We start from the raw sequence: 12,411 nt of genomic DNA, 5'->3' as shown, positions 1-12,411 counted from the left end.
TGCGGGCCGGCGGTGGGGCCGCCGGCCGGCACCGGGGCGGTTCAGTTGCCGAACGCCGCGTCGAAGGAGGCCGACGGCGGCTCGAAGTCGTACGCCTTGAGGCGGGTCAGCGCCTCCGGCGCGCCCTGGAGCCGGTCCATGCCCGCGTCCTCCCACTCGACGGAGACCGGTCCTTGATAGTCGATGGACCGCAGCATCCGGAAGACGTCCTCCCACGGCACGTCACCGTGTCCGGCCGAAACGAAGTCCCAGCCGCGCCGCGGGTCGCCCCACGGCAGATGGGACCCGAGGCGGCCGTTGCGGCCGTCGAGGCGCTTGCGGGCCTCCTTGCAGTCGACGTGATAGATGCGGTCGCGGAAGTCCCACAGGAAGCCGACCGGGTCGAGGTCCTGCCAGACGAAGTGGGAGGGGTCGAAGTTGAGGCCGAAGGCGGGCCGGCGGTCGACGGCGTCCAGCGCGCGTACGGTCGTCCAGTAGTCGTAGGCGATCTCGCTGGGGTGGACCTCGTGCGCGAACCGCACGCCCTCGGCGTCGAAGACGTCGAGGATCGGGTTCCAGCGCTCGGCGAAGTCCTCGTAGCCGCGCTCGATCATCGACTCGGGCGCGGGCGGGAACATGGCGACCAGGTGCCAGATCGCCGACCCGGTGAAGCCGATAACGGTGTCGACGCCGAGGGCGGCGGCGGCCCGCGCGGTGTCCTTCATCCGGGCCGCCGCCCGCTGCCGCACGCCTTCGGGGTCGCCGTCGCCCCAGATGGCGGACGGCAGGATCGCCTGGTGGCGCTGGTCGATGATGGCGTCGCAGACGGCCTGGCCGACGAGGTGGTTGGAGATCGCCCAGCACTTCAGGCCGTACTTGTCGAGCAGCTCGTGCCGGGAGGCGACGTAGGCGGGGTCGGCGAGCGCCCGGTCGACCTCGAAGTGGTCGCCCCAGCAGGCGAGTTCGAGGCCGTCGTAGCCGAAGTCGCGGGCGAGGCGGCAGACCTCCTCCAGCGGGAGGTCGGCCCACTGACCGGTGAAGAGCGTGAACCTGCGCGGCATACGGCGTGTCCCCTCAGGCGGCGATCGGCGTGTAGACGGAGTTCTTCTGGGCGCTCTCCTCCACCGCGGCGAGGACGCGCTGCACCTGGAGCCCGTCGGCGAAGGAGGGTTCGGGGCGACGGCCCTCGGCGACGGCGTGCACCAGGTCACGGGCCTGGTGGACGAAGGTGTGCTCGTAGCCGAGTCCGTGGCCGGGCGGCCACCAGGCGTCCAGGTAGGGGTGCTCGGGCTCGGTGACGAGGATGCGGCGGAAGCCCGCGTGCGTGCCGGGCTCGGTGGCGTCGTGGTACCACAGCTCGTTCAGCCGCTCCAGGTCGAAGGCGAGCGAGCCGCGTTCGCCGTTGAGTTCGAGACGCAGGGCGTTCTTGCGGCCGGTGGCGTAGCGGGTGGCCTCGAAGGAGGCGAGAGCCCCGGAGGCGAAGCGGCCGGTGAACAGGGCGGCGTCGTCGACGGTGACGGTCCCGGTGCCGTTCGCGGAGACGGCGGCGAGACCGCTCGTCGGCCCGCCGGGCAGCGGCCGCTGCCGTACGAAGGTCTCGGTCAGGGCGGACACCCCCGCCAGCGGCTCTCCCGCCAGGTACTGGGCGAGGTCGACGATGTGCGCGCCGAGGTCGCCGAGCGAGCCGGAGCCGGCCTGTTCCTTGCGCAGCCGCCAGGTGAGCGGGAACTGGGGGTCGACCAGCCAGTCCTGGAGGTACGCCACCCGTACGTGCCGCAGGGTGCCGAGGCGGCCTTCGGCGACCATCCGGCGGGCGAGCGCGGTGGCGGGGACGCGGCGGTAGTTGAACCCGACCATCGCCAACTGGCCGTTGCGATAGGCGGTTTCGGCGGCCTCGGTCATCGCCTCGGCCTCCTCGACGGTGTTCGCTAGGGGCTTCTCGCACAGGACGTGCTTGCCGGCGGCGAGGGCGGCGAGCGCGATCTCGGCGTGGCTGTCGCCGGGGGTGCAGATGTCGACGAGGTCGACGTCGTCGCGGGCGATCAGCGCCCGCCAGTCGGTCTCGGCGGCGGCCCAGCCGTGCCGGTCGGCCGCCGCGCGCACGGCGTCCGCGTCCCGCCCGCAGATGGCGGCCAGCACCGGGCGCCGGGGCAGGTCGAAGACACGGCCCGCGGTGCGCCAGCCCTGGGAGTGGGCGGCGCCCATGAAGGCGTAGCCGACCATGCCGATGCGCAGCGGGGGCTTGCCCGTTCCCGGCGGCGGTGCGGCGGGCCGCTCCGCCGTGACGGGTCGCTCCGCCGTGGCGGGTGACTCCGCCGTGGCGGGTGACTCCGCCGCGACGGGTCGCTCTGCCGTTGCGGGCCGCTCCGCCGCCGCGGTCGGCAGCGGTGCCGCGGACTGCTCCGGTGCGATGGGCTGCTCCGGTGCGATTAGCTGCTCCGGTGCGACGGATTGCTCCGGTGCGATGGATTGCTCCGACGTCAGGGACTGCCCCGGTGCCACGGGCTGCCCGGCCACCACGAACTGCCCCGGTACCGCCGCAGACGGCCCGGCCGCCACAGTCTGCCCGGCCACCACGGTCTGCCCGGCCGCCACGGACGGCTCCGCCGTCGCGGGCCGCTCGGATGCCGCGGACTGCTCCGGTGTCACCGACCGCTCCGGGTCCGCGGGCCGGTCCGGTGCCGCGGACCGATCCGGCGTCACGGACCGTTCCGGTGCCGCGGACTGCTCCGGCTCTTCCATGCAGATGTCCTCCTCGTCAGTGGGCCGCCGGGGCGGCCCGGGCCGTGCGCGGTGGGGGGTGCGGCAGGACGCCTCACTCGAAGCCGGTGGGCATGTACTGGTCGACGTTGGTCTTGTCGACCACGGCCGAGTAGAGGGTGAGGGACGCCGGGATCTCGAACTCGGCGAGACCGCCGACGCCCTTGCCCTGGCCGAGGGCGCGGGCGAGGTCGATCGCGGACGCGGCCATGGTGGGCGGGTAGAGGACGGTCGCCTTGAGGACGCCGTCGTCCTGCTTGATGGCCTGGAAGGCGGAGAGCGCACCGGCTCCGCCGACCATCAGGAAGTCGTCGCGTCCGGCCTGTTCGATGGCGCGCAGCGCGCCCACGCCCTGGTCGTCGTCGTGGTTCCACAGGGCGTCGAACCGGGACTGGGCCTGGAGCAGTTGCGCCATCTTGGCCTGCCCGGACTCGACGGTGAACTCGGCGGCCTGGCGGGCGACCTTTTTGATGTTGGGGTAGTTCTTGAGGGCGTCGTCGAAGCCCTGGGTGCGCTGCTTGGTCAGTTCCAGGTTGTCCAGTCCGGCGAGTTCGATGACGCGGGCGTCCGGCTTGTCCTTGAGCTTCTCGCCGATGTAGTGGCCGGCGTTCAGGCCCATGCCGTAGTTGTCGCCGCCGATCCAGCAGCGGTAGGCCTGCGGGGTGTTGAAGATGCGGTCGAGGTTGACGACGGGGATGCCGGCGCGCATCGCCTTCAGGCCGACCTGGGTGAGGGCCTTGCCGTCGGCGGGCAGGACGACCAGGACGTCGACCTTCTTGTTGATCAGGGTCTCGATCTGCCCGATCTGCTGGGCGGTGTCGTTGGAGCCCTCGGTGATCTCCAGGGTGACGTCCTGGTACTTCTCGGCGCGGCTCTTGGCATTCTCGTTGATCGCGTTGAGCCAGCCGTGGTCGGCCTGCGGTCCGGCGAAGCCGATGGTGACCTGTTTGCCCGGCTTGTCGTCGGCGGCCGGCTGGTCGTTCGCGGCGGGCTTGTCGTCGTCCTTCTCGTTACTCGTGCAACCTGCGAGGAGGGCACCGGCGGAGACGGCGGCGGTCCCGAAGAGCAGTCCTCTGCGACTGGGGAGGTGCGACATGGTGGTGAACCCTTTCCTCAGGTCGTGCTTGCGGTACGGCGCTGGACCAGCACGGCGGCGACGATGATCGCGCCCTTGGCGATCTGCTGGACGTCGCTCTGCAGGTTGTTCAGGGCGAAGATGTTGGTGATCGTGGTGAAGATCAGGACGCCGAGCACGGAGCCGGTGATGGTGCCGCGGCCGCCGCTGAGCAGGGTGCCGCCGATGATCGCGGCGGCGATGGCGTCGAGTTCGTAGAGGTTGCCGTTGGTGTTCTGGCCGGAGCCGGACAGGACGATCAGCAGGAAGGCGGCGATGCCGCAGCACAGCCCGGACAGCAGGTAGAGGTAGAGGCGCTGGCGGCGGACGTCGATGCCGGCGAGCCGGGCGGCCTCCGCGTTGCCGCCGACGGCGACGGTGCGGCGGCCGAAGGTGGTGCGGTTCAGCACCAGCCAGCCGATGACCGTGACGGCGGCGAAGACCAGGACGAGCGGCGGGACGCCGAGGACGTACGCGTCGCGTTCGCCGAGGTCGAGGATGCCGTCGACGGTGACGATCTGCGTCTTGCCGTCGGTGATCTGCAGGGCCAGGCCGCGGGCGGACGCCAGCATGGCGAGCGTGGCGATGAACGGGACCATCCCGCCGTAGGCGATCAGCAGTCCGTTGACCAGTCCGCAGCCGACGCCGACGAGGACCGCGGTGAACAGGATGCCTGCGAAGCCGTACTCCTGGGTGGCGACCGTCGTCGCCCACACCGAGGCGAGGGCGACGATCGCGCCGACGGAGAGGTCGATGCCGCCGGAGGTGATCACGAAGGTCATGCCGACGGTGACGACACCGATGACCGAGGCCTGGGTGAGGACGAGCTGGAGGTTGCGGGTGTCCAGGAACTCGTCGGGCTTGGTGATGCCGCCGATGACGACGAGCGCGGCCAGCACACCCAGCAGGGACAGGGTGCGGACGTCGGCGCGGAACACCAGGGTGCTCCAGGCGGGGCGGGGGTCGGCCGGCGGCGCCTTGTCGGTGGCGCCCCGCGGCGGGGAGACGGGCTGCGTCATGACGCCGGGCTTCCTTCCATCACGAGGTCGAGTACGCGGTGTTCGTCGAGTTCGCCGGCCGGCGCGGTGTGGACGACGCGGCCCTCGCGCAGCACCAGCACACGGTCGGCGAGGCCCAGCACCTCGGGCACCTCGCTGGAGACGAGGAGCACGGCGAGGCCTTCGTCCGCCAGCCGGCGGACCACCGCGTACAGCTCGGCGCGGGCGCCGACGTCGACACCGCGGGTGGGCTCGTCGAGCAGCAGCACCTTGCAGCCGCGCAGCAGCCAGCGCGCCAGGACGGCCTTCTGCTGGTTGCCGCCGGAGAGGGTGCGCACGGGGACGGCGGGGTTGTCGGGCCGCAGCGACAGCTCGCGGGTCGCGGCCCGGGCGGCACCGAGTTCGGCGCCCCGGTCGATCCAGCCGCCGCGGGAGAAGCGGGACAGCGAGGAGACGGAGACGTTGCGGGTGACGGACTCCAGCATCAGCAGGGCCTGCGCCTTGCGTTCCTCGGGGGCCAGGCCGAGGCCGGCGCGGACGGCGGCCCGTACGCTGCCGGTCCTCAACGGCCGCCCGCCGACCAGGACCTGACCGGCCGTCGGCTTGCGCGCGCCGTACACCGTCTCCAGGATCTCGGACCGTCCCGACCCGACCAGCCCGGCCAGCCCCACGATCTCGCCCGCGTGCACCGTGAGGTCCAGCGGCGCGAACTCGCCCTTGCGCGCCAGTCCCCGCACTTCCAGCACGGGGCGCCGCGTCCCCGGTGCCGGCGCGGCCGGCCGCTCGGGGAAGACGTACTCCACGTTCCGGCCGGTCATCAGGGCCACGACGTCGCGCGTCGGCGTCGTCTTCGCGGGCAGCCCGCCCGCCACCGCCCGCCCGTCCTTCAGCACGGTCACCCGGTCGCCGATCCGGCGGATCTCCTCCAGCCGGTGCGAGATGTAGACGACCGCGACGCCGTCGGCGGTGAGGTCGCCGACGATCCGGAACAGGTTGTCGACCTCGTCCGGATCGAGCGCGGCGGACGGCTCGTCCATCACGATCAGCCGTACGTCGTGGGAGAGCGCCCGCGCCATGGAGACGATCTGCTGCTGCGCCGCCGACAACTCCCCCACCAGGCGCGCCGGATCGATCTCGGGGTGCCCGAGCCGCTTGAGCAGCGCGGCCGTCGAGGCGCGGGCCGCTCCGCGCCGTACGACGAAGCCGGCGGCCGTGGGTTCGTGGCCGAGGTGGACGTTCTCGGCCACCGACAGGTGTTCCACCAGGTCGAGTTCCTGGTAGATGGTGGCGATGCCGAGGCGCATGGCGGCGACCGGGGAGCGCAGGGTGACCGGCTCGCCGCGCCAGCGGATGGTGCCGTCGTCGGGCTGGTGGGCGCCGGCGAGGACCTTGATGAGGGTGGACTTGCCGGCCCCGTTCTGGCCGAGCAGACAGTGCACTTCACCGGCCTGGACGTCGAGGTCGACACCGTCCAGGGCGCGGACTCCGGGGAACGACTTGGTGATGCCGGACATGCTGAGCAGCGGTGGTTCTGGTGCCATGTGGGTTCCCCTCGGCGGGCGTGGGTGCGGGCCGGTTCAGGGCGAGGGTGGAGCGGGGGGGGGGAAGGTCTGGGCGGAACAGGGCAGGGCAGGGCGGAGCGCTGAGCCGGGTGTGTGTGCCGAACTGACGCGGTCGAACTCGGGGTCGTACGGTCGTGCGGTCGTACGGGGCTGTGCCTACGCGGGTGAGAACAGGTGGTCGCTGATGAGACGGGCCGCGCCGATGACACCGGCGGTGGGGCCCAACTCGCCCAGCACGATGGGCAGGTTGCCGGTCGCGAGCGGCAGCGACTGGCGGTAGACCTGGGTGCGGATCGCGGCGAGCAGGGTGTGGCCGAGGCCGGTCACCCCGCCGCCGATCACCACCAGGCCGGGGTTGAAGAAGCTGACCAGGCCGGCGATGACCTGGCCGGTGCGGGTGCCGCCCTCACGGATCAGGTCGAGCGAGACGGCGTCGCCCGCGGCGGCCGCGGCGGCGACGTCAACGGCGGTGAGGGTGCCGTTCGCCTCCAGGCGGGCGGCGAGTTCGGCGGACTGCCCCTGCTGGGCGGCCTCCAGGGCGTCGCGGGCGAGGGCAGCGCCGCTGAAGTGGGCCTCCAGGCAGCCCCGGTTGCCGCAGGCGCAGGGGCGGCCGTCGGGTACGGCCTGGATGTGGCCGATGTCGCCGGCGCTGCCCGTCGTACCGCGGTGGACCGCCCCGCCGGCGACGATGCCGCAGCCGATGCCGGTGCCGATCTTGACGCAGAGGAAGTCGCCGACGGAACGGGCGACGCCGGCGTGCTGCTCCCCCATGGCCATCAGGTTCACGTCGTTGTCGACCATGACGGGGCAGCCGAGTTCCTGGCTGAGCGCCTCCCGGACCGGGAAGCCGTCCCAGCCCGGCATGATCGGGGGCGCGACCGGGATGCCCTCGGGGAAGCGCACCGGGCCGGGCACGCCGATGCCGGCGCCGTCGAAGCCCTCGGCGAGCCCCGAGGCCTTCAACTTGCCTGCCATGGCGAGGACTTGCTCGAAAACCGCGACGGGTCCCTCGCGGACCTCCATGGGCTGGGTGATGTGGCCCAGGATCTCGAGTTCCGCGTTGGTGACGGCGACGTCGATGGAGGTGGCACCGATGTCGACGCCGAGGAAACGCAGGCCGGGGGCGAGCCGGATGTTGTGGGAGCGCCGGCCGCCGCGCGAGGCGGCGAGTCCGTCGGCCACGACCAGGCCCGTCTCCAGCAGCCGGTCGACCTCCACGGCCAGTTTGGACCGCGACAGATCGACCTGATCGCCCAGCTGGGCCCGCGAGTTGGGCCCGCCGTCCCGCAACAGCTTCAGCAGTCTGGCCTGATGGGCGTTCGCGGGTCGCGCGGTCATACGTCTCACGTGCCCCTCCCGCCTCATGTCCGGCCATCGCGGTCACCGGTGCGTCCGGCTTTCGAGGGGGAACGTAGCAGCGGCTGCCGGAGGTGGGAAGAAGTCGCGCAGGAATTGGCCCCGACTTTTTCCACTCACAGGACAAAGCTGCGCGGACAAAGCCGCGCGGGGACGGGATCGGTACGGGCCGCCGAAGGAGCGGCGCCGAGGGAGCCCGGGCGCACGCCGACGCCTTCTGAGGCCCGCACCCCGCCGGCGACGAGGCGGTGACGGCGGGCCCGCGACACGGCAAGGCGTCACGACGGGCCCGCGACACGGCAAGGTCGTGTCACGGGCAGCGGACGACCTGCCCGGCGTACGACAGGTTGCCGCCGAAACCGAACAGCAGCACCGGGTCACCGCTCGACACGGCACCCTTCTCCACCAGCTTCGAGAAGGCGAGCGGGATGCTGGCGGCCGAGGTGTTGCCCGATTCGGTCACGTCGCGCGCCACCACCGCGTTGACGGCGCCGAGCCGTTCGGCGAGGGGTTCGATGATGCGCAGGTTGGCCTGGTGCAGCACCACCGCGGCCAGGTCCTCGGGGGCGAGCCCGGCCCGTTCGCAGGCCGCGCGGGCGAGCGGCGGCAGCTGGGTCGTCGCCCAGCGGTAGACGCTCTGGCCCTCCTGCGCGAACCGCGCGGGCGTGCCCTCGATGCGCACCGCGTGCCCCATCTCGGGCACCGATCCCCACAGCACCGGACCGATGCCCGCCTCCTCGCCGGACCCGCAGGCCTCCACGACCGCGGCCCCCGCCCCGTCACCGACGAGCACGCAGGTGGTGCGGTCGGTCCAGTCGGTGACGTCGGACATCTTGTCGGCGCCGATGACCAGGGCCCGCCGCGCCGCCCCGGCCCGCACGGTGTGGTCGGCGGTCGCCAGGGCGTGGGTGAAGCCGGCGCACACCACGTTCACGTCCATCGCGGCGGGCTGCGGGATGCCGAGGCGGGCGGCGACCCGGGCGGCCGTGTTCGGGGAGCGGTCGACGGCCGTCGACGTGGCGACGAGCACCAGGTCGATGTCGCCGGGGGTGAGTCCCGCCGCCGCGAGCGCCTTGGCGGCGGCGTGCGCGGCCAGCTCGTCCACGGGCTCGTCGGGGCCGGCGATGTGCCGCGTACGGATGCCGACCCGGGACGTGATCCACTCGTCACTCGTGTCGACCATGCCCGCCAGGTCCTCGTTGGTGAGGACCCTGGCGGGCTGGTAGTGGCCGACGGCGGTGATGCGCGAGCCGTTCATGGATGGTGTTCCCCCTTGGGCCTCGGGTAGCGGGGTTCACCAGTCTGATCAGTGACTGACGGGTAGCACGGCAGGTGATGCCACAGGAAACGGGCGCCCGGATTGTCGGCTCCCATCAGACCGGCCGCGGGGAGCCGCGCGTGCCACGGTGCGGCCGCGACCCGTCCCGGCGCGTGCAGGACAATGAGTGCGTACGGGCCGCGTCGGCTGCCGGCACGTACACAACCGGGACGGACGGGACTGATCGGGACATGGGACGAGTCACGGAACGACGCAAGGTGATCCGCATCCGCGACGGGGCGGTCACGTCCCGCCCCGACACGCTCGTCGCCGAGGAGCCGCTGGAGATCCGGCTGAACGGCAAGCCGCTCGCGATCACCATGCGGACACCGGGCGACGACTTCGCGCTGGCCGCCGGCTTCCTGGTGAGCGAGGGCGTCCTCGCGGCGGCGGACGATCTGCGCACCATCGTGTACTGCGCCGGGGCGACGGCGGACGGCTCCAACACGTACAACGTCGTCGACGTGCAGACCGCTCCCGGGGTGTCCCTCCCGGACATCACCCTCGAACGCAACGTCTACACCACCTCCTCCTGCGGCCTGTGCGGCAAGGCGAGCCTCGACGCGGTGCGCACGACGGCCCGCTTCCCGGTCGCCGACGAGCCCCCGCTGCGCGTGGACCCGGAGCTGCTGGCGGCCCTCCCCGACCGGCTGCGCGCGGCCCAGCGGGTCTTCGACCGCACCGGCGGGCTGCACGCGGCGGCCCTGTTCGACGAGGACGGCGAGCTGCTGGACGTACGGGAGGACGTGGGCCGGCACAACGCGGTCGACAAGCTGGTCGGCCGCGCCCTCCGGAGCGGCGGCCTGCCGCTGTCCCGGGCGATCCTCCTGGTGTCCGGCCGGGCCTCCTTCGAGCTGGCGCAGAAGGCGGTCATGGCGGGCATTCCGATGCTGGCGGCGGTGTCGGCGCCGTCCTCGCTCGCCGTCGACCTGGCCGCGGAGACGGGGCTGACACTGGTGGGCTTCCTGCGCGGCAGCTCCATGAACGTGTACGCGGGGGAACACCGCCTCGCGCTGCGCACCCCGGCCACCCGCGACTGACCGGCGCGCCGCGACCCGGCGCTGTGTGACTGCGACAACGACTGCGACTGCGACTGCGACTGCGACTGCGACGAGGGTGCGCTACGGCCCGTCGTTCACCCGGAAGTTCGCCTCGACGCCAGCCGGGCGTGTGCACGAGATGATCGAAGGGCGGGGTGATCTCGGCAAGGTGGTGCCGCGGGCCTGACGGGGCGTCAGGAGCGGCGTACGCCCGACCCGGTGACGGTGTGCCCGCGCGCGGGTGTCGGTGACGGCGGCGGCCGTCCGCGGCTCCCTAGGTTGACGCGGGAGGTCCGCAAGTCCGTCCCAGCCGAAGGGCAGACCCACTGTGCCGTCAGGCCTTCTCGCACGCACGAGATCCACCGTCACCACGGCCGCCGTCCTCACGGCGACCGCCGTCCTTCCGGGAGCCGGCGTCCTTCCGGGCGTCGGCGTCCTCCCGGGGGCCGGCGGCCTTCCGGGGGCCGGCGTCTTCCCGGAAGCCGCGTGGGCCGCATCCCCGGCGGGCATGGCCCCGTTCGAGCAGCAGGTGCTCTTCAAGGCCTCGCAGGACCCCGGTTACGCCTGCTTCCGCATCCCCGCCCTGGTGCGGACCACCGCGGGCACCCTGCTCGCGTTCGCCGAGGGACGGGTCCTGAACTGCGGGGACGCGGCCGACATCGACATCGTCGTCAAGCGCTCCACGGACGGCGGCCGCACCTGGGGCCCGCTCCAGGTGGTCACCGAGGGCGCCGGTGACACCCACGGCAACCCCGCCCCGGTGGTGGACCGGGAGACGGGCCGCGTCCTGCTGGCCCAGACGCACAACACGGGCCGTACGGACGCAGCGGGCTGCGGGGTGCCCTGCGACCGCACCCCGCATCTGCAGCACAGCGACGACGACGGGCGGACCTGGTCCGCGCCGCGCGAGCTGAGCGGGGAGATCCTGCCCCCGCACTGGAACTCCTGGTACGCCACCGGGCCCGTGCACGGCGTCCAGCTCGCCCACGGGACCCACGCGGGACGGCTGGTGTTCGGTGTCAACGCCGAGACGTGGGACGGCGGCCGGGTCACCGAGAACCACGCCGCGCTGGTCGTCAGCGACGACGGCGGCAACCACTGGCGGATCGGGGCGACGGACTCCTGGCCGGTCGCGGACGACGGCGTCTTCCGCCAGAAGCCCTCCGAGCTGACGGTGACCGAACTCGCCGACGGCGCCGTCCTGGTGAGCGGCCGGGAACAGGACGGCACGGACCTCGGCCACCGCACCCAGGCCGTCAGCGGCGACGGCGGCGACACCTTCGACGCGCCTTTCGAGGCCCTGCCGGACCTGTACACCCCGCAGGTGCAGGGCGCGGTCCTCCGGCTGGGCTCGCGCCTGCTGCTGTCCGCGCCCGCCGATCCCGACCGCCGCCGGACCATGATGATCCGCTCCTCCCCCGACGGCGGCCGCACCTGGGACAGCGTGGACCGGGGCACGGTCGTCACCCGTGACTGGGCGGGCTACTCCGACATGACGGAGATCGCCCCGGACACCGTCGGCCTGCTCTACGAGGCCGGGACCGCCGACGCCCGCGACGAGATCCGCTTCGCCCGCTTCACCGAGGACTGGCTGGTGCCGCCCCTCGGCCCCGACCCGACCACCCCGGATCTAGGCCCGTACGGCGAGCGGGCGGCCGTCCTCGGCGGCGCCGCGCCCGTCCCCGACGGCGCCCTGGGCGGCGCGCTGGCCCTGGACGGCGCCGACGACGCCGTACGACTGCCCCACCGCGCCCAACTGGAACTGGGCACGGGCGAGTTCACGGCGTCCCTGTGGTTCCGGTACACCGCGGACTCCGGCGAACAGCCGCTGCTGTCGGTCGGCGGCGCCGGCGGCTCGCAGCCGCGGCTGCGGCTGTGGGCGGAGCCCGCGCACGACCGGCTGCGCGGGCTGATCACCGTGCGGGAGGGCGCCAGGGCGGTGCGCACGGCCGAGGTGAGCGCGGCGGGCGCCCGCAACGACGGCCGCTGGCACCGCCTGGTGCTGCGGCGCGGGGGCGGGCGGCTCACCCTGTCCGTCGACGGCGCGCCGGCCGCCGAAACGGCGGACGTGCCCGGCTCGCTCAGCCGCAACGCGCCGTTCGGGGTGCGCGTCGGGCAGCGCATGGACGCGCGGGCGTTCTTCGCCGGCGCGATCGACGAGGTCCGGCTGTGGAACCGGGCACTGGCCGACGGCGAGCCGGACGACGCCTCCCCCGCGGGCACCGTGCTGTGGCTGCCCATGGACCGGGTGGACCGCAGCCGCTAACGTCCCGGAGCGTGCCCG

At 73.2% G+C, this 12,411-nt stretch carries 9 protein-coding genes; 2 read left to right on the top strand and 7 right to left on the bottom strand.

From position 1 onward, the window contains the following. Positions 1-41 precede the first annotated feature (41 nt). From AB0K92_RS14305 to AB0K92_RS14275, 7 genes are all read right to left on the bottom strand, one after another. On the bottom strand, positions 42-1,040 hold the full coding sequence (locus AB0K92_RS14305; RefSeq protein ID WP_365922606.1) for a sugar phosphate isomerase/epimerase family protein: 999 nt from the start codon (positions 1,038-1,040) through the stop codon (positions 42-44). A 13-nt stretch (positions 1,041-1,053) separates the two neighbouring features. Further along, entirely contained in the window at positions 1,054-2,202 is a 1,149-nt protein-coding gene (locus tag AB0K92_RS14300) for a Gfo/Idh/MocA family oxidoreductase (RefSeq protein ID WP_365922716.1), read from the bottom strand. 592 nt (positions 2,203-2,794) lie between these two features. After that, entirely contained in the window at positions 2,795-3,835 is a 1,041-nt protein-coding gene (locus tag AB0K92_RS14295; RefSeq protein ID WP_166003219.1) for a substrate-binding domain-containing protein, read from the bottom strand. A 17-nt stretch (positions 3,836-3,852) separates the two neighbouring features. After that, on the bottom strand, positions 3,853-4,872 hold the full coding sequence (locus tag AB0K92_RS14290) for an ABC transporter permease (protein ID WP_166003218.1): 1,020 nt from the start codon (positions 4,870-4,872) through the stop codon (positions 3,853-3,855). After that, on the bottom strand, positions 4,869-6,392 hold the full coding sequence (locus AB0K92_RS14285; protein WP_365922603.1) for a sugar ABC transporter ATP-binding protein: 1,524 nt from the start codon (positions 6,390-6,392) through the stop codon (positions 4,869-4,871). Before AB0K92_RS14285 ends, AB0K92_RS14290 begins: the two co-directional genes overlap by 4 nt. A 177-nt stretch (positions 6,393-6,569) precedes the next feature. Then, complete coding sequence (locus AB0K92_RS14280) at positions 6,570-7,751, bottom strand: ROK family transcriptional regulator (RefSeq protein ID WP_365922601.1); 1,182 nt, start codon at positions 7,749-7,751, stop codon at positions 6,570-6,572. Between the two features lie 328 nt (positions 7,752-8,079). Beyond that, positions 8,080-9,027 carry a beta-ketoacyl-ACP synthase III gene (locus AB0K92_RS14275; protein WP_365922599.1) on the bottom strand — a complete coding sequence of 316 codons (948 nt, stop codon included), beginning with the start codon at positions 9,025-9,027 and terminating at the stop codon, positions 8,080-8,082. Between the two features lie 251 nt (positions 9,028-9,278). Here AB0K92_RS14275 and fdhD point away from each other — a divergent pair, with 251 nt between their 5' ends. Then, a complete protein-coding gene (gene fdhD / locus AB0K92_RS14270; protein ID WP_365922597.1) occupies positions 9,279-10,127 on the top strand; it encodes a formate dehydrogenase accessory sulfurtransferase FdhD in 849 nt (282 codons plus the stop codon). Between the two features lie 328 nt (positions 10,128-10,455). Continuing rightward, entirely contained in the window at positions 10,456-12,393 is a 1,938-nt protein-coding gene (locus AB0K92_RS14265; protein WP_365922595.1) for an exo-alpha-sialidase, read from the top strand. Positions 12,394-12,411 lie beyond the last annotated feature (18 nt).

The sequence above is a fragment of the Streptomyces sp. NPDC052687 genome (genome assembly GCF_040678395.1).
Taxonomy (GTDB): domain Bacteria; phylum Actinomycetota; class Actinomycetes; order Streptomycetales; family Streptomycetaceae; genus Streptomyces.
Note: the sequence above shows the minus strand (reverse complement) of the source record. Positions and strands in the feature narration are given on the sequence as shown.

What these genes read in the sequence shown, in the direction of transcription:
- AB0K92_RS14295 (WP_166003219.1), bottom strand. Translation starts at nt 3,835, where the DNA reads ATGTCGCACCTCCCCAGTCGCAGAGGACTGCTCTTCGGGACCGCCGCC.
- AB0K92_RS14285 (WP_365922603.1), bottom strand. Translation starts at nt 6,392, where the DNA reads ATGGCACCAGAACCACCGCTGCTCAGCATGTCCGGCATCACCAAGTCG.
- AB0K92_RS14290 (WP_166003218.1), bottom strand. Translation starts at nt 4,872, where the DNA reads ATGACGCAGCCCGTCTCCCCGCCGCGGGGCGCCACCGACAAGGCGCCG.
- fdhD (WP_365922597.1), top strand. Translation starts at nt 9,279, where the DNA reads ATGGGACGAGTCACGGAACGACGCAAGGTGATCCGCATCCGCGACGGG.
- AB0K92_RS14305 (WP_365922606.1), bottom strand. Translation starts at nt 1,040, where the DNA reads ATGCCGCGCAGGTTCACGCTCTTCACCGGTCAGTGGGCCGACCTCCCG.
- AB0K92_RS14300 (WP_365922716.1), bottom strand. Translation starts at nt 2,202, where the DNA reads ATGGTCGGCTACGCCTTCATGGGCGCCGCCCACTCCCAGGGCTGGCGC.
- AB0K92_RS14275 (WP_365922599.1), bottom strand. Translation starts at nt 9,027, where the DNA reads ATGAACGGCTCGCGCATCACCGCCGTCGGCCACTACCAGCCCGCCAGG.
- AB0K92_RS14280 (WP_365922601.1), bottom strand. Translation starts at nt 7,751, where the DNA reads ATGACCGCGCGACCCGCGAACGCCCATCAGGCCAGACTGCTGAAGCTG.